The sequence below is a fragment of the Pseudomonas sp. MF6396 genome (assembly GCF_002018915.1).
GTDB lineage: Bacteria > Pseudomonadota > Gammaproteobacteria > Pseudomonadales > Pseudomonadaceae > Aquipseudomonas > Aquipseudomonas palmensis.
Map to the genome: position 1 here is coordinate 12878 of NZ_MVOK01000013.1, position 24305 is coordinate 37182.

23 protein-coding genes are annotated in these 24305 nt (G+C 65.3%); 8 read left to right on the forward strand and 15 right to left on the reverse strand.

Translation table 11 applies throughout. The features are described 5' to 3' along the window. Nucleotides 1-4 precede the first annotated feature (4 nt). The gene (locus tag MF6396_RS14785) at nucleotides 5-568 is read left to right on the forward strand and encodes a GNAT family N-acetyltransferase (RefSeq protein WP_078480739.1); all 564 of its coding nucleotides are present in this window, start codon (nucleotides 5-7) and stop codon (nucleotides 566-568) included. A gap of 113 nt (nucleotides 569-681) precedes the next feature. On the opposite strand, the gene fauA is transcribed toward MF6396_RS14785, so the two are convergent. Next, on the reverse strand, nucleotides 682-2874 hold the full coding sequence (gene fauA, locus MF6396_RS14790) for a TonB-dependent alcaligin siderophore receptor FauA (protein WP_078480741.1): 2193 nt from the start codon (nucleotides 2872-2874) through the stop codon (nucleotides 682-684). Nucleotides 2875-2998: 124 nt separating this feature from the next. Further along, nucleotides 2999-3937: a helix-turn-helix transcriptional regulator gene (locus tag MF6396_RS14795; RefSeq protein WP_078480743.1), complete on the reverse strand. Its 939-nt coding sequence runs from the start codon at nucleotides 3935-3937 to the stop codon at nucleotides 2999-3001. A gap of 78 nt (nucleotides 3938-4015) precedes the next feature. On the opposite strand from MF6396_RS14795, the gene MF6396_RS14800 reads away from it, so the two are divergent. Further along, a complete protein-coding gene (locus MF6396_RS14800) occupies nucleotides 4016-4474 on the forward strand; it encodes a GNAT family N-acetyltransferase (RefSeq protein WP_078480822.1) in 459 nt (152 codons plus the stop codon). Between the two features lie 79 nt (nucleotides 4475-4553). Here MF6396_RS14800 and MF6396_RS14805 read toward each other — a convergent pair whose 3' ends face one another. The 6 genes from MF6396_RS14805 to MF6396_RS14830 all read right to left on the reverse strand — a co-directional run bounded on the left by MF6396_RS14805 (nucleotide 4554) and on the right by MF6396_RS14830 (nucleotide 10347). After that, nucleotides 4554-6977, reverse strand: a complete 2424-nt coding sequence (locus tag MF6396_RS14805) for a TonB-dependent siderophore receptor (protein ID WP_078480745.1) — start codon at nucleotides 6975-6977, stop codon at nucleotides 4554-4556. A 108-nt stretch (nucleotides 6978-7085) separates the two neighbouring features. Continuing rightward, entirely contained in the window at nucleotides 7086-8057 is a 972-nt protein-coding gene (locus MF6396_RS14810; protein WP_054915125.1) for a FecR domain-containing protein, read from the reverse strand. Continuing rightward, complete coding sequence (locus MF6396_RS14815) at nucleotides 8054-8557, reverse strand: sigma-70 family RNA polymerase sigma factor (RefSeq protein WP_043860903.1); 504 nt, start codon at nucleotides 8555-8557, stop codon at nucleotides 8054-8056. Before MF6396_RS14815 ends, MF6396_RS14810 begins: the two co-directional genes overlap by 4 nt. A gap of 147 nt (nucleotides 8558-8704) precedes the next feature. Then, nucleotides 8705-9142: a hypothetical protein gene (locus MF6396_RS14820; protein WP_054915124.1), complete on the reverse strand. Its 438-nt coding sequence runs from the start codon at nucleotides 9140-9142 to the stop codon at nucleotides 8705-8707. A gap of 91 nt (nucleotides 9143-9233) precedes the next feature. Further along, entirely contained in the window at nucleotides 9234-9443 is a 210-nt protein-coding gene (locus MF6396_RS14825) for a DUF6434 domain-containing protein (protein ID WP_043860901.1), read from the reverse strand. Beyond that, nucleotides 9433-10347, reverse strand: coding sequence for a helix-turn-helix domain-containing protein (locus MF6396_RS14830; RefSeq protein ID WP_078480746.1), 915 nt, complete (start codon nucleotides 10345-10347; stop codon nucleotides 9433-9435). The genes MF6396_RS14825 and MF6396_RS14830 overlap by 11 nt, the downstream gene beginning before the upstream one ends. Nucleotides 10348-10520: 173 nt before the next feature. Here MF6396_RS14830 and MF6396_RS14835 point away from each other — a divergent pair, with 173 nt between their 5' ends. The 4 genes from MF6396_RS14835 to MF6396_RS14850 all read left to right on the forward strand — a co-directional run bounded on the left by MF6396_RS14835 (nucleotide 10521) and on the right by MF6396_RS14850 (nucleotide 15002). Further along, complete coding sequence (locus MF6396_RS14835; RefSeq protein WP_043860899.1) at nucleotides 10521-11879, forward strand: glutamine synthetase family protein; 1359 nt, start codon at nucleotides 10521-10523, stop codon at nucleotides 11877-11879. 48 nt (nucleotides 11880-11927) lie between these two features. Next, complete coding sequence (locus tag MF6396_RS14840; protein ID WP_078480748.1) at nucleotides 11928-13016, forward strand: polyamine ABC transporter substrate-binding protein; 1089 nt, start codon at nucleotides 11928-11930, stop codon at nucleotides 13014-13016. Further along, nucleotides 13013-14317: an NAD(P)/FAD-dependent oxidoreductase gene (locus MF6396_RS14845; RefSeq protein ID WP_078480749.1), complete on the forward strand. Its 1305-nt coding sequence runs from the start codon at nucleotides 13013-13015 to the stop codon at nucleotides 14315-14317. The genes MF6396_RS14840 and MF6396_RS14845 overlap by 4 nt, the downstream gene beginning before the upstream one ends. Before the next feature lie 64 nt (nucleotides 14318-14381). Beyond that, nucleotides 14382-15002 carry a cell wall hydrolase gene (locus MF6396_RS14850; RefSeq protein ID WP_058541232.1) on the forward strand — a complete coding sequence of 207 codons (621 nt, stop codon included), beginning with the start codon at nucleotides 14382-14384 and terminating at the stop codon, nucleotides 15000-15002. A 13-nt stretch (nucleotides 15003-15015) separates the two neighbouring features. On the opposite strand, the gene MF6396_RS14855 is transcribed toward MF6396_RS14850, so the two are convergent. The 4 genes from MF6396_RS14855 to MF6396_RS14870 all read right to left on the reverse strand — a co-directional run bounded on the left by MF6396_RS14855 (nucleotide 15016) and on the right by MF6396_RS14870 (nucleotide 19238). Beyond that, the gene (locus MF6396_RS14855) at nucleotides 15016-15846 is read right to left on the reverse strand and encodes a hypothetical protein (RefSeq protein WP_078480751.1); all 831 of its coding nucleotides are present in this window, start codon (nucleotides 15844-15846) and stop codon (nucleotides 15016-15018) included. A gap of 169 nt (nucleotides 15847-16015) precedes the next feature. Next, nucleotides 16016-17425 carry a GntR family transcriptional regulator MpaR gene (gene mapR, locus MF6396_RS14860; RefSeq protein ID WP_043860894.1) on the reverse strand — a complete coding sequence of 470 codons (1410 nt, stop codon included), beginning with the start codon at nucleotides 17423-17425 and terminating at the stop codon, nucleotides 16016-16018. 39 nt (nucleotides 17426-17464) lie between these two features. Next, on the reverse strand, nucleotides 17465-18877 hold the full coding sequence (gene ccoG, locus MF6396_RS14865; protein WP_043860893.1) for a cytochrome c oxidase accessory protein CcoG: 1413 nt from the start codon (nucleotides 18875-18877) through the stop codon (nucleotides 17465-17467). Nucleotides 18878-18998: 121 nt separating this feature from the next. Next, nucleotides 18999-19238, reverse strand: a complete 240-nt coding sequence (locus MF6396_RS14870) for a DUF3203 family protein (RefSeq protein WP_078480752.1) — start codon at nucleotides 19236-19238, stop codon at nucleotides 18999-19001. A 140-nt stretch (nucleotides 19239-19378) separates the two neighbouring features. Here MF6396_RS14870 and MF6396_RS14875 point away from each other — a divergent pair, with 140 nt between their 5' ends. Further along, on the forward strand, nucleotides 19379-19897 hold the full coding sequence (locus MF6396_RS14875) for an MgtC/SapB family protein (protein ID WP_043860891.1): 519 nt from the start codon (nucleotides 19379-19381) through the stop codon (nucleotides 19895-19897). A 551-nt stretch (nucleotides 19898-20448) separates the two neighbouring features. Here the strand turns inward: MF6396_RS14875 and MF6396_RS14885 are convergent. The 3 genes from MF6396_RS14885 to MF6396_RS14895 form a co-directional block, all read right to left on the reverse strand. Continuing rightward, complete coding sequence (locus MF6396_RS14885) at nucleotides 20449-21348, reverse strand: hydroxymethylglutaryl-CoA lyase (RefSeq protein WP_043860890.1); 900 nt, start codon at nucleotides 21346-21348, stop codon at nucleotides 20449-20451. Between the two features lie 20 nt (nucleotides 21349-21368). Next, nucleotides 21369-21770 carry a MerR family transcriptional regulator gene (locus MF6396_RS14890; RefSeq protein WP_043860889.1) on the reverse strand — a complete coding sequence of 134 codons (402 nt, stop codon included), beginning with the start codon at nucleotides 21768-21770 and terminating at the stop codon, nucleotides 21369-21371. A gap of 166 nt (nucleotides 21771-21936) precedes the next feature. Continuing rightward, nucleotides 21937-22863 (reverse strand): LysR family transcriptional regulator, encoded by a 927-nt coding sequence (locus tag MF6396_RS14895; protein WP_058541227.1) that lies wholly within the window; start codon nucleotides 22861-22863, stop codon nucleotides 21937-21939. 150 nt (nucleotides 22864-23013) lie between these two features. Between MF6396_RS14895 and MF6396_RS14900 the strand changes: the two genes are divergently transcribed. Then, a complete protein-coding gene (locus MF6396_RS14900) occupies nucleotides 23014-24243 on the forward strand; it encodes an acyl-CoA dehydrogenase (RefSeq protein WP_043860887.1) in 1230 nt (409 codons plus the stop codon). Nucleotides 24244-24305: the final 62 nt, after the last annotated feature.

Here is a 24305-nt window from a genome sequence, read left to right on the forward strand (position 1 = left end):
CAGGATGAACAGCAAGGGGAGTGCAGGCATGGTGTTGCAGGTGGTGGCGAGTACGCCCAGGACGGTGGTGGTGATGCCGGATGCGGCGTTGGCGCCGTGGGTGAATCAGGCGTTGATCGACAGCTTTGTGCTGCACCAGCCGTTTTTGCCGTGGGCCAAGGCCGCACCGGCGTTGCAGGACACGCGCAACAACCTGCGCCAGGCGTTGCTGGACCACGCGCGGGTGGCGGCCGAGAAACGTTACTTCATTCTCACGGCCGATCAGACCGCGGTGATTGGCTGTGCCGGCCTGTATCCGGACCCTGCGGGCGAGCATGCGCATGTGCTGGGGTACTGGGCCAACGTCGGGTACAGCGGGCAGGGGTTGATGAGCGAAGGCATCGGCGCGCTGCTGGCGGCGCAGGATTTCGGCACCTTGCGCCTGACCGCGGCGTCGGTGAACGGCGCCAGCCATGGGCTGGCCAGGGCGCTTGGGTTCGAGGTGGTGCGGGTGGTGGAGGGTGTGCGCGATACACCGTGGCATGGGGTGCATGACACCTGGATATTCGAGCGCAGGGTTGAGGGATGATTGAGGCGGGGCTGCCTTGCAGCCCATCGCGGGTCAAGCCCGCTCCCACAGGTATTGCGATGTTCCTGGGGCCGGCGCAGTACTTGTGGGAGCGGGCTTGACCCGCGATGCGGTCAGAAGGTGGCGCGCACGCTCAGGCGCAGGTTGCGCGGCTCGCCGTACCAGCCCTGGCTGTAGAAGCCGATCTGCTCGTAGTAACGCTTGTCGAACAGGTTGTCGACATGCGCACTCACACTCAGGTGGTCGTTGAGGGCGTAACGGCTCATCAGGCTGACCAGCGTGTAGCCGCCTTGCTCCAGGTCGGTGAAACCGCCCGGCATCGCCACGTCGCTGCGTGACACGCCACTGCGCCACGTCGCGCCACCGCCCACGGTCAGTTTGTCCAGCACACCGCCCAGGCGGTAGGTGCTGAACAGCTTGGCCTGGGTGCGCGGGTGGTTGGTGTTGATCGCCTTGTCGTCGGCATTGCGGGCAATGAAGTGGGTGTAGCTGGCCGACAGGTTCCACTGCTCGGTGAGCTGTCCGGCCAGCTCCAGGTCGAAGCCGTCGACCCGCGCCCCGGTGCCGGCCTTGTACGCCTGCTCATTGGGGCGCCCCTCCACGTTCACCCCCGGGATCGCTTCGGCCAAACCCTCCTGCTGGGTGCGGTACACCGCCAGCGCTGCGTTCAGGCGACCGTCCAGGTAGCCGGCCTTGATGCCGGCCTCGTAGCTGTCACCGGTCACCGGGTCGAGGATGCTGCCGTCCGGCCCGCGCGCGTTCTGCTGGTTGAAGATGCTGGTGTAGCTGGTGTACAGGCTGTAGGTCGAGTTCAGGTCATACACCAACCCCGCGTAGGGCGTCACTTCGTTGCGGTAGCGGTACTGGCGCAGGCTGCCGTAGTAGTCCTGGTCGATTTCCCAGTTGCTGACCCGTGCGCCGAGTATCAGGTGCAGCGGGTCGGCCAGCGACAGGCGCGTTACCGCGTAGCCGCCGTTCTGGCGGGTGTGGGTGGCATCGCCCGAGGCACGCACGTTGGACCAGGCGGGCTCGGCAATGTGGTTGCTGTTCCAGTCCATGAAGTTGCCGGTATCCGGTACCGTGCCCAGCGGCCTGAACTGGTCGATGGTCAGGTCGTCGTCGATGCTCATCGCACCGAACGCCAGCTCGTGGCTGCGGCCCAGCAGCTGGAACGGCCCGCTGGCGGTCAGGTGCCAGTCGTCACGGGTGCGTGCGCCCTCGTACTTGAGGAAGCTGGCCGACATGCCGCGCCCGGTTTCGCGGTCCGGGTAGCCGCCGCGGTACAGGTAGCGCATGCGGTAGTTGCCTTCGAAGCGGCTGTAGGCGGCGCGCAGCTTCCAGTCGTTTTCCAGCTGGTGCTCGAGGTCGACGAAGGCGGTGGTGGACTCGGTGCCGAAGTAGCCCCACTTGGTGTTGTTGGCCGCCGATCGGCCGAAGTCGGTACGCCCGCCGTCCTTGTAGAACAGCGGAAAGCCGCTGCCCATGCCGTCGGTTTCGTTCTTCTGGTACTCCAGGCTGGTGGTCAGCCGGGTGCGCGGGCCCAGTTCGCTGCTGACCACGCCGTACAAGGTGCGCGAGCCGTAGTCCAGGTAGCTGACGTGGCTGTCCTTCTGCGAATAGGCGGCCACCACCCGCGCGGCGATGCGCCCGTCCTCGGTCAGCGGGGCCGACACGTCCACATCACCCCGTCGCTCGTCCCAGCGCCCGATGCCCGCCGAGCCGCTGGCGGCGAACTCGGGCAGCGGGCGCTTGCGCACGAAGTTGACCGCCGCCGACGGGCTGCCGGCGCCGGTCAGCAGGCCGGTGGAGCCGCGCACGATCTCGACGCGATCATAGATGGCCGAGTCCATCTCGGTGGCGCCGAAGTTCCAGAAGCCGTTGATCGGCGAGGCCAGGCCGTCGAACTGGAAGTTGTCGATGGTGAAACCACGCGCCGAGAACGACAGGCGATTGCTGTCGTTGCGCACATGGGAAATGCCCGGCGCGCTGTCGAGAATCTGCGCGGTGTTGCTCAGGCCCTCGTCCTCGATCTGCTGGCGGGTCACCACGCTGACCGACTGCGGGGTTTCGCGGATCGACATCGGCAAGCCGATGGCGGTGGACATCGCGCCGGTGGTGTAGTTGGCGCTGCCTTCGGTGGTCTGCGGCCGGTACGCCTCGCCCTGTACGTCGGTGGCCTGCAGTGTCAGCACCGGCTTTTCGGCGGACTCCTCGGCACTGGCCATCAGGGAGACAAAGGCCCCGCCCAGCAGGGCGATACGCACGCTGCTGATCGGTCGGGTAGAGGGGGCAAGGCGGCGCTGCATGGGAATCGTTCTCTGCAGAGTATCGTTATCGTCTGCGTATTATTCACAGTTGCTCGCGGGGCCACGTTTGGCAGATGCCAGACTGCTTATGGGCGCTGCCAAAGCGTGCGTCGGGTGGGGAACTTCAGGCGGTTTCGCGGGGGGCGTGGCCAAAGCGCTGGCGAAACGCGGTGGCGAAATTGCTGGCGTGGCGGTAGCCGACATGGTGCGCGGCCTGCTGGATCTGCCAGCCCTGTTCGAGCAACTGGCGGGCCTGGTCGAGGCGCCGGTTGCGCAGGTAGCCGAACACCGTTTCGCCGTACAGCGCGCGGAACTTGCTGCGCAGCGAGCTGCTGCTCATGCAGGCCAGGCGCGCCAGTTCGTTGAGGTCGTGCTCGTCGCCGGGCTGTTGGTGCAGGTGCTCGCGCACCCGTTCGAGCATCAGACGGTCGCGTGGGCACAGGCCCGGCGAAGGGGCCGGCAGGCTGTCGAAACTGGCCAGGCCGTGGCTGAGCAGTTGCAGGCTCAGGCCCTGGCACAACAGGTGCTGCAGGGTGCCTTGCCAGCGACCGGACAACATGTCTTCGATGCCCGCCAGCAAGTGTGCGGGCAGGGCCCAGCAACTCAGGGCCGAGCCGTGGCCGCGCAGGCGGGCCTCGATCAGCTCGGCGAAGGCCTCTTCGCCCACATCCTGCGGGCGGCGCAGCGACAGGTTGAGCCCGCGCAGGTGCGGGCCACCGCGGTGCAGTGCCGACATCGGCCGGCCATCGCCGCACAGCGCGGTGATGCAGGCGCCTGGTTGCAGGGGCTGGGTGCGGGTGTAGGTGATCGAGGCCTGACCCTGAAGTACCAGCGCGAGGGTCAGGTCGGGCATGTCCAGCGAATCGGCGCGGTAGGTGTGGAAGGCCTGTACGTCGGAGTTCACCAGGCTGAAGCCGGGGGCCAGGCGATGTTCGCTGATATGGCCCTGCATCAGGCACGGATCGTCCTCGCCGCCGTCGCCTTCGGGCAGGCTATAGTGCACGTCGTAGCGCTGGCCCAGGGCATGGAAGTCGCTCAGCAGGTAGCGGGTGGGCGCGGACAAGACAGGGCTCGGGTGTCGAAAAAGGAAGGCGATAATAGCATTCATTCTCAAATGCAGGGTGGCTGGAGTGGGGCGGTGATGAGCGAAACATGTCAGGTGCGCCAAGCACTGGAAACGGATGCGCCGGCGATCAGCCGGGTGATTGTCCAGGCCTTGCGCACGAGCAACAGCCAGGATTATTCGCCGGCGGTGATTGCGCGGGTGGAGCAGAGTTTTTCCCCCGAGGCGCTGCTGGGGTTGATGGCGCGCCGGCAGGTGGTGGCGCAGTTGGGCGGGCAGGTGGTGGGTACCGCGAGCCTGGAGGGGGACGTGGTGCGCACGGTGTTCGTGGCGCCGGACCGGCAGGGGCTGGGCATCGGTCGGGCCTTGATGCTGCATGTTGAAGAGCTGGCCGGTGCGTCGGGGGTGCAGGCGCTGCGGGTACCGTCCTCGCTGACGGCGCAGGCGTTCTATGCGCGGTTGGGGTATGCGGTGGTACGCGAGGTGGTGGAGGGGGAAGAGCGCACCATCGTGATGGCCAGGGCGCTGGGCAGGTGACACCGCGTCGGGGCATTCGCCGGCAAGGCAGGCTCCTACAGGCCGTGCAGGAGCCGGCCTTGCCGGCGAAGCAGGCGCCTCAGAACTGCGGCGTGTACTTGACGCTGAACATCATGTTGCGCGGCTCGCCGTAGTTGTTGTTGCCGCCGAGCTGGTTGTAGCCCGAGGCAATGTAGTGTTTGTCGAACAGGTTGTTGGCGTTGACTGCCACGCTCACCTCTGGCGTCAGCTGATAGGCCAGGCGTGCATTCCACACCGTGTAACCGGGCACATCAAACGTGCTCTCGTAACCCAGTGTGTGGCTCTGGCTGCTAAAGCCCAGGCCCGCGCTTACGCGGCTCCAGTCGCCCGGCAAACGGTAGTCGCTCCATACCCGCAGCATGTGCTTGGGGGTCCACTGGTTGAAGACCTTGCCTTCGTTCTCCGGGTCCTTGATGTACGTGGTGGTGGTGTAGGTGTACCCGGCGAACAGCTGCAGGTCGGGCATCACTTCGCCACTGATTTCGGCTTCGAAACCCTGGCTGCGCACCTTGCCGGACGCTTTCGAACAATCGCCGGAGCCGCATTGCGCAGAGGCGTCGGTGATCGCTCGGTTGTTCTGGTCGTAGCGGAACACGGCGAACGAGGTGTTGACCCGGCCATCCATCAGTTCGCCCTTGAGGCCCACTTCGTAGTTGCTGCCGACAATCGGCTTCAGTACCGATTGTGCGGCATCGAGTTCGCTCTGCGGCTGGAACACGTCGGTGTAGCTGGCGTAGGCCGCCCATTCCTGGGTCAGGTCATAGATGATGCCGGCATAGGGGGTAACCACACCGGTTTCGGTCATGACGCTGGGGTCAGCGACCGTCACCGTGTTGCCCTGTGTGATGACTGAGGAGTAGCGGAAGTCGTACCAGCTCACGCGCGAGCCAAGCACTACGGTCAACGGCTCGGCCAGCTTGACCCGCCAACTGCCGTACAGGCCTTTCTGGCGCACGTCATATTCGCTTGCGGTGGCTCGGCCGCCGTCACGCATCAGGCTGTCGTAGCTGGGTTTGGGGCGGTCGTGGTCGATATCGAAGATATTGCCGCCGTTGATGAAGGTGCGCGCGAACACATCGTCGGTCTTGAGCTGGGAATAGTTGCCACCCAGGATGAGTTCCTGTTGCAGCCCCAGCGTCTCGAAATGGCCGTTGACGTAGGCGTCCAGCCCCACCTTGGTCGAGTCGAAGTCGGTGTACCAGTTGGCATACTGGACACCGCTGCCGTCAGGATTCAGCCCTTGGCCGGTGGTTTGCACCCGCTGGTGCAGCGAGTCGTTGCTCTCGCTCATGTACACGGCGGCGGCATGCACCTTCCAGTCGTCGTTGAAGCGGTGGTCGAGGTCGGCAAACACCGTGGTCACGTCGATTTCGGAGTGGTTCCAGCGCGCGCCGGTATAGGTCGAGCGCGGCACGTCCACAGGGCGTCCGTCGGCATAGCGCGGCAGGCCACGCAGCATGGGCCGCGAGGTGTTGTCCGAGTAGCTCACGCCCACACCCAGGGTGGTGTCCGGGCTCAGGTCGAAATCCAGCGCGCCGTACAGCGAGTGGGTCTTGCTCCACTCGTAGTCGATGAACGACTGGCTCTGGTCTTCGTCGGCGACGAAGCGCCCGCGGATCGTGCCCTGCTGGTTCAGCGGGCCGCCAGCGTCCAGTTGCAGGCCGTAGTGGTCCCAGGAGCCGGCCTTGCCGGTGACGGTCACGGTGGGTTTGTCCTGCCCGCGCTTGCGCACCAGGTTGATCGCGCCGCCCGGGCTGCCGGTGCCCTGCAGCAGGCCCGAGGCACCGCGCAGGAACTCGATGCGGTCGAAGAAGATCAGGTCCTGGGTCGCCCAGTTGCCCAGCGAGTAGGTGTTGCGCGGAATCGGTACGCCGTCGTACTGCCAGTCGTCGATCTGAAAGCCGCGCGACATCAGGATCATGCCCTTGCCCACGCCTTGCTGGCCGACCAGGCCGGTGGTCTGGTTGGCGGCGTCCTTGAGGTTGGTCAGGCCCTGGTCGTCCATCTGCTTGCGGGTCATGACGCTGACCGACTGGGGGATTTCCTTGAGCGTGTGTTCGCCCTTGCCGATGGTGGTGACCCGCGCTGCGTAGGAGTTCGAGCCTTCGGTGGTGGCCAGGTTGCGCACCTCGGTGATGCTGGTGGCGCCCAGCTCCAGTGCGCCGTCGGCACTCACACCTTGCACCACGCTGAAGTGGCCGCTGCCGGTCACCAGCAGTTGCAGCCCGCTGCCGGCGAGTGCGGCCTGCAGGGCCTGCTCGGCGCTCATCTGCCCACGGACGGCCGGGGCCTGTCTGCCCTGCACCAGGGCCGGGTCGAGGGAGATGATCTGGCCGCTCTGGCTGGCGATGGCATTGAGCGTGGCGGCGAGCGGGCCGGCCGGCAGGTTGAACGCAAGTGCCTGCTGCTGGGCAGACACGGCGCAGCTCAGGGTGGCCAGGGCAACGGCGACGGGGAGGGCGCGGGACCAAGGGTTGAGCACGGAATTCTCCTGATTGTGTGTGCAGTCAGGAGATAGGTGGGATGAGAAATGAAAACCGGACACAAATGCGATTGTTTTTCATAAAAACTTTTCAGAGGGTTCTCGGGCTCAGCTTTTCGGGCCGATCAGGGTCAACCACGGGCCGTAGTGTCGTACCTCGATCGGCAGTGTTTCGGCCAGCGCACCGAAGCTGCGCTGCGGATCGTTGAGCGGGAACACCCCTTGCACGCGCAGGTTGCGCACCTGCGGCGCGACCCGCACGAAGCCGCGGGTGTAGGGGCGCAGCGCGTCGACCACTGCATCCAGCGGGTCATCCAGTACATTCAGGTGCCCGTTCAGCCAGTCGGCGCGGTGACGCTCGTCACGGCCCAGACGCTCGATGCGCTGGGCGTGCAGCAGGGCGGCCTGGCCTTCCTGCAGGTCCAGTTCGCTGCCATCGTGCAGGCGTGCGCGCACCGCATGCTGCAGCACCACCACGCGGGTGGCGTCGGGCTGCTGGCTGACCAGAAAGCGCGTGCCCAGCGCGCGGATTTCGCCCTGGGCGGTGCGCACGCGCAGGGGGCGCTGCGGGTCGGGTGCCACTTCAATCACCAGTTCGCCCTGGCGCAGCAGTACCAGGCGCTGGTGGGCATCGAATTGAAGGTCGACGGCAGTGCTAGCGTTCAGGCTCAGCTGGCTGCCGTCTTCCAGTTCCAGGGTGCGCCGCTCGCCGGTACCGGTGTGCAGGTCGGCCATCAGCGTGGTGCCGACCTCGCTGCGCGCCGCCAGCCACAACCCGCCGCCCAGCAGGCCCAGCCCGCCGATGGCGCGCAGCACATCGCGCCGGGAGGTGCCGGGCTGCATCAGCACGCGCCGGGCTTCGCCGGCCTGGCCGGGCAGGCGCTGGTCCAGCGCCCGCACGGTGCCGAACGCGCCACCCAGGCGCTCCTGCAGCCGGCCCCAGGCCTGGGCATGGGCCGGGTCGCTGTTGAGCCAGGTATCGAAACGGGCGTGCAGGCGGGTGTCGTTGCGGTCGGCGCTCAGGCGCACCATCCAGTCGATGGCCTGCTCCGCGGCCGGGTCGAGGCGGGCCTTGCTCATGGTGCCATCTCGGCCAGGTAGCACTGGCGCAGGGCCTGTTTCATGTAGCGGCTGACGGTGCGTTCCGACAGCGCGAGCTTGCGCCCGATCTCCACATAGCTCAGGCCATCGAGCTGGCTGTAGAGGAAGGCTGCCTTGACCACCGCGGGCAGGCCGGTGAGCGCTCGGTCGATGGCCACCAGCGCTTCGACCAGCAGCAGTTGTTCCTCCGGGGAGGGCGCTACCTGCTCGGGCAGGCTCGACAGGCGTTCCAGGTAGGCATTTTCGAGTTGGCGGCGGCGGTGGCGGTCGAAGATCAGCCGGCGCGCGATGGTCGACAGAAAGGCCCGCGGTTGCTGGATGCTGTCCGGATCAACCCGCGCCACCAGCAATTGGCAGAACGCCTCGGCAGCCGTGTCTTCGGCGTCGGCGCGGTTGCGCAGGCGCTTCTGGATGTGTTGCAGCAGCCAGCGGTGGTGGTCGCTGAAGAAGAAGCCGAGCTTGGAGGAAGGCGTGTGCACCGGGAACGACTCGACAGTGAATGTGAATAGTTCTCAATACTACAGTGTCGCAATGCCTGTGTGTAGCCTGGGCGCGGGTGCAATCGCGCGCGGGTTGCGCCAGGGCGCGTTGCCGGCTCTGCCGGCAGCGCGCCCCAGGCATGGCCGTCAGGCGGCGGCCTGGGCTTGCAGCACCAGTTGCCCGTCGACCTCGACAACCAGCCCGCTGGCGACGAACAGTGGCACCAGGCGTTTGTGCAGTTGTGGCTCGACGAAGGCCTTGATGGCGTCCAGGTCCAGGTTGCCGCTGACATCCAGTTCGGCCTTGGTGTAGGACAGCCAGGCTTTTTTCAGGACCATCAGCACATCGCTGGCGGTGGTGGTGGCGAAGCGGCGATGGGTGACCTGGCCCTGGAAGTCGAAGGTATGGGCGAAGGCGTAGCCGCTCTCGTCGCCCTTGTTTTCCAGGCAGCGGCTGCATGCGCAGGCGCCGTCGGCGAATGCGGCGCGCAGGTAGGTGTTGAAGTCCACCACGGGTTTGAGGCCCAGGCGCTTGTCGACTTCGAACAGGTCCCCGGTCATGTTCGCATCAGCGTTCAACGTCATTTCCTCACAGTCATCCAGTTGGGTTTGCAGGGCGGCACAATACCAGCCTGGGCTGCCAGTGGGTACTTGCGCAGAGATGTCGCGGGTTCAGCTAAGCACTACGACGTCTGGCCCACTCATCCACCACATCCCCCATCGTCCGCGCCGTACCATCGACTATCCACGCCATCAACGGCCGGTCGAACCTGAAATCCTCGCCACACTGCTCACGCATGAACCGCCGCACGTTCTGCGTGTTGCGGTAATCCTCGCCCACCGGTGTATCCCGGGTAATCACTCCGCCATGCCAGTCAAAAGCCATACCGTGTCTCCTTGCGTCGTTTGAGGGTTTCACTGGGCAACTCCTTGAACAGCGCCTGATAACTGCTGGAAAACCGCCCCAGGTGCCAGAACGACCAGCGCATTGCCACTTCCGCCACGGTGTGGCCGCACGCGGTCAGCAGCTCGCGGTGCGCGCCATTGAGGCGGCGCAGGCGCAGCCAGTGGCTGGGCGTGATGCCGGTGTACGCCTTGAACGCATGCTGCAACTGACGCACCGAGCTGCCGGCCACCTGCGCCAGTTGCAGCAGGTTCAATGACTCCTCCGGCGAATCTGCCGCCCATTCGCTGACCTTGCGCATGATGATGCGCTCCTCGGTGCGCCGCCACAGCTCGCCGCGGTCCAGGCACACCGAGGCGGTGTCGAGAATGTACAGACAATCGTCCAGCAACTGCCTGGCCAGCACCTGCTGGCACGGCGCGTCCTCGCTCTGCGAGAGGCGCGTCAGGGTACTGCTCAGCCAGCCGCTGAACAAGGCATTGCGCTGGGAATTGAGCGGTGCCATGAACAGACCTTCGAGCGCCGCAACGTCCACGCCGTGCTCACGCACGAACGCAGGGCCGAACACGACGGCCACTTCCTGGTAGTTCTCGGGGGTGATCCAGATGTTGCGGCTTTCGCCATTGAGCACGTACAGGCTGTTGTCACTGCGGTCGAAGCAGAACGACAGCGAACCGCCGGGGGCGCTGAAGCTCTGCTCCACCCGGGTGTTCATGCGCTCTTCGTACACCTCCACGCCCTGCAGGTCGAGGCAGCGCACCATGCCGGCAAAGTGCCCGGGTGACATCTGCTGGTAGTGCTGTGCCCAGCCTGGCGTCGCGCGTACCTGTTCGGCCACATCGGCACTGGTGAAGGCCTGTACCCGCAAGGGCGACGGGGTTGTCATGAGAACCTCTGAATGCACTGCTTTGGTGCATTTTCTTCTGCTCAAAGTGGATAGATGCAGCCGCAGCTGCGGCACCAAGATAGACCTCAACGCGGCGCAGGGGAAGCCAGGCCTTGCCCGCCCGCGCCACACACACCCTTGCGCATGCCCTGCATCACGACAACGAGGTTCTCATGAATACCCCCTTCGATCAGCTGTCCACCTGGCTGAAAGAACACAAGATCACTGAAGTGGAATGCGTGGTCACCGACCTGACCGGTATCGCCCGCGGCAAGATCGCCCCCACCAACAAGTTCCTGCATGAGCGAGGCATGCGCCTGCCGGAAAGTGTGCTGCTGCAGACCGTGACCGGCGACTTCGTCGAGGACGAGATCTACTACGACCTGCTCGACCCGGCCGACATCGACATGCTCTGCCGCCCCGACTCGACGGCCATCTACCCGGTACCCTGGGCGCTGGAGCCCACCGCGATCGTGATCCACGACACCTTCGACAAGCAGGGCAACCCCATCGAGCTGTCGCCGCGCAACGTGCTCAAGAAAGTCCTCAAGCTGTACGCCGACAAGGGCTGGCAACCGATCGTGGCACCGGAGATGGAGTTCTACCTGACCCAGCGCTGCGAAGACCCGGACCTGCCGTTGCAGGCGCCACTGGGCCGTTCGGGCCGCGCCGAAAGTGGCCGCCAGTCGTTCTCCATCGATGCCGCCAACGAGTTCGACCCGCTGTTCGAGGACGTCTACGACTGGTGCGAGGCCCAGGGCCTGGACCTGGACACGCTGATTCACGAAGACGGCCCGGCGCAGATGGAAATCAACTTCCGCCACGGCGACGCCCTGGACCTGGCCGACCAGATCACCGTGTTCAAACGCACCATGCGCGAGGCCGCACTCAAGCACAACGTCACCGCCACCTTCATGGCCAAGCCGGTGGGCGACGAGCCGGGCAGCGCCATGCACCTGCACCAGAGCGTGGTCGACAGCGCCACCGGCAAGCCGATCTTCGTCAATGACGACGGCAGCATGAGCGAGCTGTTCCTGCAGCACATCGGCGGCCTGCAGAAGTACATCCCCAAGGTGTTGCCGATGTTCGCGCCCAACGTCAACTCGTTCCGCCGCTTTCTGCCCGACACCTCGGCACCGGTGAACGTGGAGTGGGGCGAAGAGAACCGCACCGTGGGCCTGCGCGTGCCCACCTCCAGCCCCGAGTCGATGCGCGTTGAGAACCGCCTGCCCGGCGCCGATGCCAACCCGTACCTGGCGATTGCCGCCAGCCTGCTGTGTGGCTACCTGGGCATGGTCGAGGGCATCGCGCCCAGCGCCCCGGTGCAGGGGCGTGCGTATGAACGGCGCAACCTGCGCCTGCCGATCACCATCGAGGACGCGCTGGCGCACATGGAAGACTGCCCGACCATCGAACGCTACCTGGGCAGCAAGTTCGTGCGTGGCTACGTGGCGGTCAAGCGCGCCGAGCACGAGAACTTCAAGCGCGTGATCAGTTCGTGGGAGCGCGAGTTCCTGCTGCTGAGCGTGTGATGCGCTGACCTGCCGATCATCGATAAAACAATCAGAAGAGGTGTCGATATGCGTCTGTTGAAATCCGTGTTGCCGGTGGCCCTGGGGTTGCTGTGGGGGGCCGCCGCACAGGCCCAGCCGAGCGTCAGCGTGTACAACTGGACCGATTACATCGGCCCCACCACCCTGGCCGACTTTCAGGGGGCGACCGGGATCAAGGTGATCTACGACGTGTTCGACTCCAACGAAACCCTGGAGGGCAAGCTGCTGGCGGGGCGCACCGGCTACGACGTGGTGGTGCCGTCCAACCACTTCCTGGCGCGCCAGATCAAGGCCGGGGCGCTTCTGGAGCTGGACCGCTCGCAACCGCCCAACTGGAAGAACCTCGACCCGGTGCTGCTCAGGAAACTGGAGGACAACGACCCCGGCAACCGCCACTCGGTGCCCTACCTGTGGGGCACCAATGGCATCGGCTACAACGTCGACAAGGTCAAGCAGGTGCTGGGCATCGACCATATCGATTCGTGGGCGGTGCTGTTCGAGCCCGAGAACCTGAAAAAACTCAGCCAGTGCGGCGTGTCGTTCATGGATTCTGCCGACGAGCTGTTCCCGGCAGTGCTCAACTACATGGGCCTGGACCCGCGCAGCGAAAACCCGCAGGACTACAAGAAGGCCGAGGCCAAGCTGCTGGCGCTGCGCCCGTACATCACCTACTTCCATTCCTCCAAGTACGTCACGGACCTGGCCAACGGCGACATCTGCATCGCCTTCGGTTACTCCGGCGACGTGTTCCAGGCGGCCAACCGCGCCAGGGAAGCCCACAACGGCGTGAACATCGCCTATTCGATTCCCAAGGAGGGCAGCAACCTGTGGTTCGACCTGCTGGCGATCCCGGCCGATGCCACCAACCCCAAGGAGGCGCACGCCTTCATCAACTACCTGATGGACCCGCAGGTGATCGCCAAGGTCAGCACCCTGGTGGGCTACGCCAACCCGACGCCGGCTTCGCGCCAGTACATGGCCGCCGACCTGGTCGACAACCCCGAGGTGTATCCGCCCCAGGCGGTGCTCGACAAACTGTACATCTCCAGCACCCCCACGCCGGCCATCATGCGCTTGATGACCCGCTCGTGGAGCAAAGTGAAATCGAGCAAATGAACAACGTGAATGGCAATGCGCAACACGCCCGTTCGTACTACGCAGCGACGGCCAGGCGCCAGGCCGACTACCCCACGCTGGAGCAGGACCTGATCGCCGATGTGTGCGTGATCGGCGGTGGCTTCACGGGGGTCAACACCGCCATCGAACTGGCTCGCCGCGGGCTTTCGGTGGTGTTGCTGGAGGGGCGGCGCATCGGCTGGGGTGCCAGCGGGCGCAACGGCGGGCAACTGATTCGCGGCATCGGCCACGAGGTGTCGGGGTTTGCCCGCTACGTGGGGCAGGAAGGGGTGGCCTACCTGCAACGCGCCGGCATCGAGTCGGTGGAGGTGGTGGGCCGCCGGGTGCAGGAGGACGGCATCGACTGCGACCTGCGCTGGGGCTTCTGCGAGCTGGCCAATACCCCGGCGCAGTACGCAGCGTTCCAGGCTGAACAGCAGAGCCTGGAGGCGCTGGGCTATCGGCACCAGACCCGACTCTACGGGCCGCAGCAGATGCACGAGGTGGTGGCGTCGAAGGTGTATGCCGGCGGGCTGCTGGACATGGGCTCCGGCCACCTGCACCCGCTCGACCTGGTGCAGGGCGAGGCGCGCCTGGCGGCGTCGCTGGGGGTGCAGGTGTTCGAGCACAGCACGGTGCTCGAACTGGTGCATGGCCCCACCGTGCAGGTGCGCTGCGCGCGCGGCAGCGTGCGGGCCGGCAGCCTGGTGCTGGCGTGCAATGCGCACCTGGACGACCTGGAGCCACGCCTGAGCGGCAAGGTGCTGCCGGCCGGCAGCTACATCATCACCACCGAGCCGCTGTCGGCACCGCGCGCCGCCGGGCTGATCCCGCAGAACCTGGCGCTGTGCGACCAGAAGGTCGGCCTGGACTACTACCGCCTTACTGCCGACCGGCGCCTGCTGTTCGGCGGGGCCTGCCATTATTCCGGGCGCGACCCGGCGGATATCGCCGGCTACATGCTGCCCAAGCTGCTCAAGGTGTTCCCGCAGCTGGCGGATGTGCGCATCGACTTTCAGTGGGGCGGCAAGATCGGCATTACCGCCAATCGCTTCCCGCAGGTGGGACGCCTGCAGCAGCACCCCAACGTGTTCTACGCCCAGGGCTATTCGGGGCACGGGGTGAACGTCACCCACTGGACGGCGAAGTTGCTGGCCGAGGCGATCCACGCCGGGCATAGCCAGGGCCTGGATATCTTCAGCAAGGTGCCGCACATGACCTTCCCCGGCGGCCCGGCCCTGCGCTCGCCACTGCTGGCGCTGGGCATGTTGTGGTACCGCCTGCGCGAGCTGCTGGGGTAGGGCGGCGCAAATCGCCGGTTGCAGCTACTGTGCATCTATCAGAGGCTCACAAGAAGGCTCGGTCATGCGCTCATTCGCTGCAGTTTGCTGTCTTGCCGTGTGGTTGATCGCTGTTCTGCCGGGCTCTGCCGCCGCGGCGCCGCCTGCGGCGGTAGCCGAAGACAAGGCCCAGGTGCTGGAGCAGAAGGCTGCCGAACAGGGGCGCGAGGCCAGCGTACCCAGCGACCAGGCCATCACCCGCAGCGAAGTGCAGGCGGTCGACCCCAAGGGCGAGGCCGCGCTGGATGACGCGATCACCTGCCTGGCGCGCACCCTCTACTGGGAGGCCAAGGGCGGTGAGGCGGCGGACATGCAGGGTGTGGCCAGCGTGGTGATGAACCGGCTGGGGCACGAAGGGTTTCCGGGCACCGTGTGCGAGGTGGTCAAGCAGGGCATCAAGGAGCGTACATGCCAGTTCTCGTGGTGGTGCGACGGGCGCTCGGACGATGTGGAAGAGCCGGTGCAGTACACCGTGGCCAAGGAAATCGCGCGCAAGGCGCTGAATCAGCAACTGACCGACAGCACCGATGGTGCGATGTACTTTCATGACCGCCATGTGCATCCCGCGTGGGCCAGGACGTACTTGAAGACCGCCGAAACCCCCAGGTTCCTGTTCTACAAGCCGCGTGCGGGGGAGGCCCGTTGAAGGGGCGACGCGGTTACGAGCGGCCCGGGTAGGTGGTGCATTGGCGCCCGTCCATCTCGAAGGTGCTGAAGGTCTGCTGGCGGTAGCTGCAGGAGGCTTCGCCAACCCACTTCCATTGTGAAGCGCAGGGCTTCATGCCATTGCCGACCGGTGACCAGTTCTCGGGATAAAGCGGCCACTCCTTGTCGATGAGGCGGTACACGAAGCGCAGGTCGGTCTTGTTCAGCTGGGTGTAGGCGACGTTGGCGACCGGGCCGGGGTGCCTGGAGGTCCGCTCCAGGGGTTGCCACTGGCTGTCGGCGGCGAGGCAGTCGATGTCCCTGGCCAGCACGTGGCGCTCATGCCCGGGCACGATGTGGTAGGCCGTGCCGCACAGGCGGCGCACAACCAGCTCGGGGTCTGCGTCGCGCACCGGCCCAGTGCCGTCGGGCAGTGCCGGCAATACCTTGACCCCCGCCAGGCTGTACCGCCCGCTGGGGGACTTGATGCTCACTGTGATGTTGTCCAGTTGCTGGGTGCAACTGCCGATGGTGTAGGTCAGCGGGATCCTGAACGTGACGGTGCGCGCGTCGGGGTGCGCATCGGCCTGGTCGGTGCGGTACTGGTTGGGGCGCGAGCGCATGCCGCCGGTGGCGGGGGAAGCCACGGTGCAGCGGTACGGGTCGAGCGGGGCGTAGCTGGCGTTATAGGTGACGCCGTGGTTGGGCGGGAGTTCGGCGATCAGCGTGGTGCTGCTCAAGCCGTAGTGGCTGGTGGCGCCCACGACGCTTTCCTTGGCGACGAAACCGATCAGGCTGCAGGCGGGCAGCAGGGGCAGGGCCAGTAGCAGGTACAGCGGTTTCATCCGGGGCCATCCGTGGGCAAGTGCGGGAGGGGATGGTGCGCGATTGTGCGGGTGTGGGCAAGGGGCTGCACCGACCCAATCGCGGGTCAGGCCCGCTCCCACAGGATCACCGCAGTCATGTGGGAGCGGGCTTGACCCGCGATGGGGCGTTGACCGTCATGCCAGCCCCTCAGAACGACCGCACGATCCGCCCCAGCGTCTCCATCGCCTGCTCCGACTGCTCGGTCCAGGGGCTGCCGTAATTGAGGCGGATGCAGTTGCGAAACCGCCGCGTCGGCGAAAAGATCGGCCCCGGCGCAATGCTGATGCCCTGGGCCAATGCCATCTGGAACAGCTTCAGCGAGTCCATCTGCTCCGGCAGCTCCAGCCACAGGAAGTACCCGCCGCTGGGGTGGCTGACCCGCGTCTGCGCCGGGAAGTGCCGGGCAATCGCCGCCAGCATGGCGTTCTGCTGCTCTTCCAGCGCATAGCGCAGGCGCCGCAGGTGGCGGTCGTAGCCACCATGCTGCAGGTAGTCGGCAATCGCCGCCTGCGCCGGCATCGATGCACACAGCGAGGTCATCAGCTTGAGCCGCTCGATCTTCTGCGCATAGCGCCCGGCCGCCACCCAGCCGATCCGGTAGCCCGGCGCCAGGCTCTTGGAGAACGAGCCGCAATGCATCACCAGCCCTTCGGTGTCGAATGCCTTGGCCGGCTTGGGCGCCTGCTGCGCGTAGTACAGCTCGGCATACACGTCGTCTTCGATCAGCGGCACCTGGTGCACGCTCAGCAGCTCGACCAGCTGCTTCTTCTTGTCTTCCGGCATGCTCGCGCCCACCGGGTTCTGGAAGTTGGTCATGCACCACACGGCCTTGACCGGATGCCGCTCCAGCGTCTGCGCCAGCACCCCCAGGTCGATGCCTTCGCGCGGGTGCACCGGAATCTCCACCGCCTTGAGCTTGAGCCGCTCCAGAATCTGCAGGCAGGCATAGAACGCCGGTGCCTCGATGGCCACCAGGTCACCCGGCTCGGTTACCGCCTGCAGGCACAGGTTCAATGCCTCCAGCGCACCGTTGGTGATCAGCAGTTCTTCCATCGGCAGCATCAAGCCGCCGACCATGTAGCGCAGGGCGATCTGGCGGCGCAGTTGCGGGTTGCCCGGCGACAGGTCGGTGACCACCATGCGCGGGTCCATCTCGCGGCTGGCGCTGGCCAGCGAGCGCGCCAGGCGCGGCAGCGGGAACAGGTTGGGGCTGGGGAACGCCGAACCGAAGGCCACCGTCTGCGGGTCCTTGATCGAGTCGAGGATCGAGAACACCAGCTCGCTGACGTCCACCTCGGTCGATTCGCTGGCCTGCTCGATGATCTGCGGCTCGTTGAACTGGCGCGGGGCGTGGGTGTTGACGAAGTAGCCCGAGCGCGGCCGGGCCCGGATCAGCCCGCGACGCTCCAGCAGGTAGTAGGCCTGGAACACCGTGGACGGGCTGACCCCGTGGGTCTGGCTGGCGTAACGCACCGACGGCACGCGCTGGCCGGGGCCGAGTACCCCGGAGCGAATCAGTTCGGCAATGTCGTCGGCGAATTTCTCGTAGCGTTTCATCATGGCTCTGGGCGGTCTGACTCAGCGGAGTGTATGTGATCAGCGGTTCAAAGGCGCGACAAAACGGCTGCGCGCAAGGCTGCGCACGTTCGGCTGGTCGGTGTCGATGAGTTCGAAGCTGATCTCCTGGGAGCTGCTGGGCGCACGGTCGGCCAGCATCGCCACCGAGACCGGTATATCGCTCATCTCGCTGGCCGCCAGGGTGAACTCGGTCTTGCCATGCAGTTCGAAGCCCTCGGCGTCCACCAGGCGCAGGCGGTAGGTCTGCGGCTGCTGGGTCTTGTTGATGACCTTGAGGGTGTAGATGTTCTCGATCTGCCCCAGGGCGTTCTCGCGGAACAGGCCGCGGTCCTTGATCACGTCCATCGACACCATCGGGCGTTGCTGCAGGGCGATCACCAGGGCGCCGATCATCACCACCAGCACGGTCACGTAGCCCAGCAGGCGCGGACGCATCCACTGGGTGGTGCCGCCTTGCAGGGTGTGCTCGGACTTGTAGCCGATCAGCCCGCGTGGGTAGCTCATCTTGTCCATGATGCTGTCGCAGGCGTCGATGCAGGCGGCGCAGCCGATGCACTCCATCTGCAGGCCGTCGCGGATGTCGATGCCGGTGGGGCATACCTGCACGCACATGTGGCAGTCGATGCAGTCGCCCAGGCCCTGGGCCTTGTGGTTGGCGTCCTTCTTGCGCGGCCCGCGCGACTCGCCGCGCTGCGGGTCATAGGCGATGGTGAGGGTGTCCCTGTCGAACATCACGCTCTGGAACCGGGCATACGGGCACATGTGCATGCACACCGCCTCGCGCAGCCAGCCGGCGTTGATGTAGGTGGCACCGGTGAAGAACAGGATCCAGAACAGGCTGACGCCACCCAGCTGCAGGGTGAACAGCTCCTGGGTCAGTGGCCGGATGGGGGTGAAGTAGCCGACGAAGGTCAGTGCGGTCAGCAGGCTGACGCCCAGCCACAGGGTGTGCTTGGCTGCGCGGCGCGCCAGCTTGTTGGGGCCCCAGGGCGCCGCATCGAGCTTGATGCGCTGGTTGCGTTCGCCCTCGGTGACCTTTTCGCACCACATGAACACCCAGGTCCAGGTGCTTTGCGGGCAGGTGTAGCCGCACCAGACGCGCCCGGCGAACACGGTGATGGCGAACAGGCCGAAGGCGCAGATGATCAGCAGCGCCGACAGCAGGATGAAGTCCTGCGGCCAGAAGGTGGCGCCGAAGATGTGGAACTTGCTGTCGGCCAGGTCCCAGAGGACCGCCTGGCGCCCGTCCCAGTTCAGCCAGACGGTGCCGAAAAACAGCAGAAACAGAAAACCCGCGCCACCCAGGCGCAGGTTTCGGAAAAAGCCGGTGAAGCTACGGGTGTGGATGTGTCTGTCGCTGCTGGCGGCCTTCTTCTTGAACGTGGAGGGCTCGGCAATTTCAACGATCTGGACGGGAATTCGTTCGCTCATGGTTCGTCGCTCATCAGGCCTCGATCAGGCCAGAGCACTATGGCGTCCCATCTGTTTGCATAACAGGTGCAGGTATCTGGATAAAAACCGTATCAGATTATCCCTTGAAACCCTGCAGCCCTTATATGATCGAGCCCTCCTCGGAGGTCTTCAAATGCCTGCGACTATCCACCGCACCTGCCACGGTGAGCGCGTCAGCCTCTGCCTCGGTGATCGGCACCCGTTGCCCGGCCAGGGTCGCGATCGACATGCGCAGGACGGCATCGGTGATGATCTGCACCTCTGCCGCTTCACCTTCGATGTTGAGGTCGTCGGCTATCAGGGTGCAGCGCTTGGTGGTTTCGTTGATTTCAATGGGCATGGCGGTGTCCTCGAACGGGGGGGCTTACAGCTGTGACCCCGTTGCCGGCCGGGTTGCTGAGCGTGGCCGATCAGCGGTCGACAGCACTCGCGCGCCAGGCTGTTGTCCATCCAGTATCCCCTTGCTGATGGACGCTGCTCATGGACGCCTGGTGGCACCAAGTCTGGTCGACACTGATTGCCGAATTCGCCGATATCACCGATGCCAAGCAACTGACGCAGGTGACGGTGCGCCTGTTGATGGCTGCGCTGCTGGGGGCGGTGCTGGGCTTCGAGCGCGAGCTCAAGGGCAAGGCGGCGGGAGTACGCACGCACATGCTGGTGGCCATCGGTGCGGCGCTGTTCGTGCTGGTGCCGCGCATGGCCGGGGCGGACGACGCAGCGTTGAGTCGGGTGGTGCAGGGGATCGTCGCCGGCATCGGCTTTCTGGGGGCGGGCACCATACTCAAGGGCAAGGAGGACGATGCGGGTCATGTGAAGGGCCTGACCACTGCTGCGGGCCTGTGGATGACCGCCGCCATCGGCGTGGCCGCAGGCATGGGGCGCGAAGCCACTGCACTGGTGAGCACGGTGCTGGCGTTGCTGGTGCTGGGGGTGATGCCGTGGGTGGTCGACCGCCTGGAGAAGCGCAAGCCAGAGGATGACCAGCAGAACGAGTAGGGCAGCAAGCACTGAGGGGAGCCTGGGCTCCCCTCAAATTTTGTTGCGTGTGCTCTTTTTATTATTGGAGGGTGGTCTATTGTTGTTTTTGGCGACCCTTGCCTCTTGTTGCGTTGCGATCCCCATCCGGGATCAAGAGCAAACGTATTTTTTTGAGCGCTGATCGACCTTTATCATTGCTGATCCAACCGAGACGGGCGCTACCTTGGGGTAGTTTTATTGTTCTCTGTCAGGTCGCGGGGCACGCCCCCGAAAAGCCATCCACTTCAAAAAAATCTGTTAGCTGCGCCTCTGCCGTGTTGTTCTTGTTATGTCAGAGCCGGTACGTCTTATTTTTATTGGGTTGTCGCATTTTTTATTGTTGTTGTACGAAAGATATAGCAGGTGCCGTGCCAACTTTTTAAAACCCAATAAAATCAATGGTTTGCTGGTTTGGTGGAAAAATCGCCACGGGAAATTGTGCTGATTTGTTTCCGTGTTACCCGGATTTTCCCTGTCGGGTGTGGGGGCGGTAACACTCACCCCCCCATTGGCCCTGTTGCTGCGCACCGTTACCGGGCAGCGCGTGCCCTGGCCACACGCGACCCGCTGGCGCGGCCCAGCACGGCACTGATGCGCTGGCCGGCGTCGATCAGCTTGTCCAGGTCGATGCCGGTCTCGATGCCCAGGCCCTGCAGCAGGTACAGCAGATCTTCACTGGCCACGTTGCCACTGGCGCCCTTGGCATACGGGCAGCCGCCCAGGCCGGCGACCGAACTGTCGAACACGTTGATTCCCTCCAGCAGGCTGGCGTACACGTTGGCCAGCGCCTGGCCGTAGGTATCGTGGAAGTGCCCGGCCAGCTCGGCACGTGGCACCTGCGCGCCGACCACTTCGAACAGGCGGCGGGTGGCGCCCGGGGTGCCGGTGCCGATGGTGTCGCCCAGCGACACTTCATAGCAGCCCATGTCGCGCAGCTCGCGGGCGATGGGGGCGACCTGCTCGGCATCTACCTGGCCTTGATAGGGGCAGCCCAGCACGCACGAGATATAGCCGCGTACCTTCACCCCGTGTTCGCGCGCCGCCTGCATGATTGGCGCGAAGCGCTGCAGGCTTTCGCTGATCGAGCAGTTGATGTTGCGCTGCGAAAACGCCTCGGACGCGGCGGCGAACACGGCCACCTCCTTGACGCCTGCGGCCAGTGCGTCTTCGAAACCGCGCAGGTTGGGGGCCAGCGCCGCATAGGTGATGCCGGGCTGCTGGCGGATGCTGGCGAACACGTCGGCCGAACCGGCCATCTGCGGTACCCACTTGGGCGAGACGAAGCTGCCCACCTCGATATAGGACACACCGGCGTCGGTCAGGTCATCCACCAGGCGGACCTTGTCCGCCACGCTGATGGGTTGGGCTTCGTTCTGCAGGCCGTCGCGGGGGCCGACTTCTACCAGACGCACATGGGTAGGCAATGACATGGCTAGGGTTCCTGTGGGCCTCAATGGCCGTTTTTCTGATTGTTCAGGGTGGTGGCCAGCGCCTGCTGGCAGCGCTCCTCGGCGGTGTCGAGTTCCAGCTGCATCTGCTGGATGTCGAGCAGTTGCTGTTCGAGCTGGGCGCGGCGCTCGGCGATCTTCGCCAGCATGCTGTGCAGCTGTTTCTGATTGCCGCTGGTGGGGTCGTAGAGTTCGATCAGCTCGCGGCACTCGGCCAGCGAGAAACCGATGCGCTTGCCGCGCAGGATGAGCTTGAGGCTGACCTTGTCGCGGGCCGAATACACACGCTCCAGGCCACGACGTTCGGGGCTGAGCAAGCCCTGCTCCTCATAGAAGCGGATGGCCCGGGTGGTGATGTCGAGTTCGCGGGAAAGGTCGGAGATGCTGTAGGTCTGGCTGCTCATTGCATGGCTCGGGGAAGGGGGCATGCGGCTAAGCTACTGGCTGGTTGACGTATACGTCAAGCAGGCATTCGGGATGCCTGTCGCGGGTCACGCCCGCTCCCACAGCTTCAGCGCAGGTCGGGTGGGAGCGGGCTCGACCCGCGATAGCTTCAACGCAGCCCGCAGCTTATGCGCGTGCCTCCCGCTCGTCCTGCGCCACCACCGCCTGGCACAACTCGATCATCTGCTCGCGCATCCAGCGGTTGGCCGGGTCCTGGTCGGTGCTTTCATGCCAGTACAGGTGGGTTTCCAAAGGCGGCACGTCGCCCACCGGCAGGCTCACGTAGCTCAGTTGATGGCGCCGCGCGAAGCGCTCCGGCACGGTCATCACCATGTCGGTCTGCTGCAGCACCTGCGAGGCCATCAGGTAATGCTGCGAGCGCAGCGCGATCTTGCGCTTGAGCCCCTGCTTGCCGAGCGCCAGGTCCACGTAACCCAGGCCGTTGCGCCGGCTGGAGATCTGGATGTGGGTCAGGCTCAGGTAATCCTCCAGGCTGATGCTGTCCCTGGCCAGCGGGTGGCCCTGGCGCATCGCGCACACGAACGGGTCCTGCATCAGCTTGACGTGACGCACCTGCGGGTCGGTGTTCAGCGGTGCATCCACGGCAAAGTCCAGGCGTCCGGCGGCCAGCTCCTTGGTGGTCTCGCGGCGCTTGCACAGAAAGCTCTCGATCACCACGTTCGGCGCCAGCCGGCGCAGGCGCTGGAACAGCGATGGCAGCACCACCGCCTCGGTAAGGTCGGTCATGCTGATGCGGAAGGTCTTGTTGGCCTGCAAGGGGTTGAAGATGCGGCTCTCCTGCACCGACACCCGCAGCAGCGACAAGGCATTGCGCACCGGGCCGATGATGTTCTGGGCCATGGGCGTGGGCACCATGCCCTGGGCCGTGCGCACGAACAGCGGGTCGTTGAAGGTCTCGCGCAGCCGCGCCAGCGCATTGGACACCGCAGGCTGGGTGATGCCGACGATCTGCCCGGCACGGGTCAGGTTGGCTTCGGTGTAGATCGCATCGAAGACGATGAACAGGTTCAGATCGACCTTGCTGAGGTTCATGGATGCCGCTCTTGTTGGAGTTATGGCCCGATCATATATCGGTTATGAATGTTTATACACGCCGAGAATAGGCTAGGTGGATTTTGCCCGGTGATCTAGCATCCAAGCCAGATCTCTTAAATCACTCGCCTTTCCCAGCAGGTACCGCTCATGGATTTCGCCTATTCACCCAAGGTCCAGGCACTGCGCGAACGCGTCACCGCGTTCATGGACGCCTATGTATATCCCGCCGAGGCGGTGTTCGAACGCCAGGTTGCCGAAGGTGATCGCTGGCAGCCGACCGCGATCATGGAAGAACTCAAGGACAAGGCCAAGGCCGAGGGCCTGTGGAACCTGTTCCTGCCCGAGTCGCAGCTGGGCGCCGGCCTGACCAACCTGGAGTACGCGCCGCTGGCCGAAATCATGGGCCGCTCGCTGCTGGGGCCGGAACCGTTCAACTGCTCGGCCCCGGACACCGGCAACATGGAGGTCCTGGTGCGCTACGGCAGCGAGGCGCAGAAACGCCAGTGGCTGGAGCCGCTGCTGCGCGGTGAGATCCGTTCGGCGTTCGCCATGACCGAGCCCGACGTGGCCTCGTCCGATGCCACCAACATGGCCGCACGGGCGGTGCGCGACGGTGACGAGTGGGTGATCAACGGCCGCAAGTGGTGGACCTCCGGCGCTTGCGATCCGCGTTGCAAGATCATGATCTTCATGGGCCTGAGCAACCCGGACGGGCCGCGTCACCAGCAGCACTCGATGATCCTGGTGCCTACCGATGCACCGGGGGTGAAGATCGTTCGCCCGCTGCCGGTGTTCGGCTACGACGATGCGCCCCACGGCCACGCCGAGGTGCTGTTCGAGAACGTGCGCGTACCGTATGACAACGTGCTGCTGGGCGAAGGGCGCGGCTTCGAGATCGCCCAGGGCCGTCTCGGGCCGGGGCGCATCCATCACTGCATGCGTTCGATCGGCATGGCCGAGCGTGCCCTTGAGCTGATGTGCAAGCGTTCGGCCGAGCGCACCGCATTCGGCAAGCCGCTGGCGCGCCTGGGTGGCAACATCGACAAGATCGCCGACTCGCGCATGGAGATCGACATGGCCCGGCTGCTGACCCTCAAGGCGGCCTACATGATGGACACCGTCGGCAACAAGGTGGCCCGCAGCGAGATCGCGCAGATCAAGGTGGTGGCACCGAACGTGGCGCTGAAGGTGATCGACCGGGCCATCCAGATTCACGGCGGGGCAGGGGTCAGTGCCGACTTCCCGCTGGCCTACATGTACGCGATGCAACGCACCCTGCGCCTGGCCGACGGGCCGGATGAAGTGCACCGCGCGGCGATCGGCAAGTACGAGATCGGCAAGTACGTGCCCCGGGAGATGCTGCGCAGCGGGCACTGAGCCCGCGTCGATGCCCTCGCGGATCGCCTGCTGACCGGGTGGGGCGGGCATGATCCGCGAGG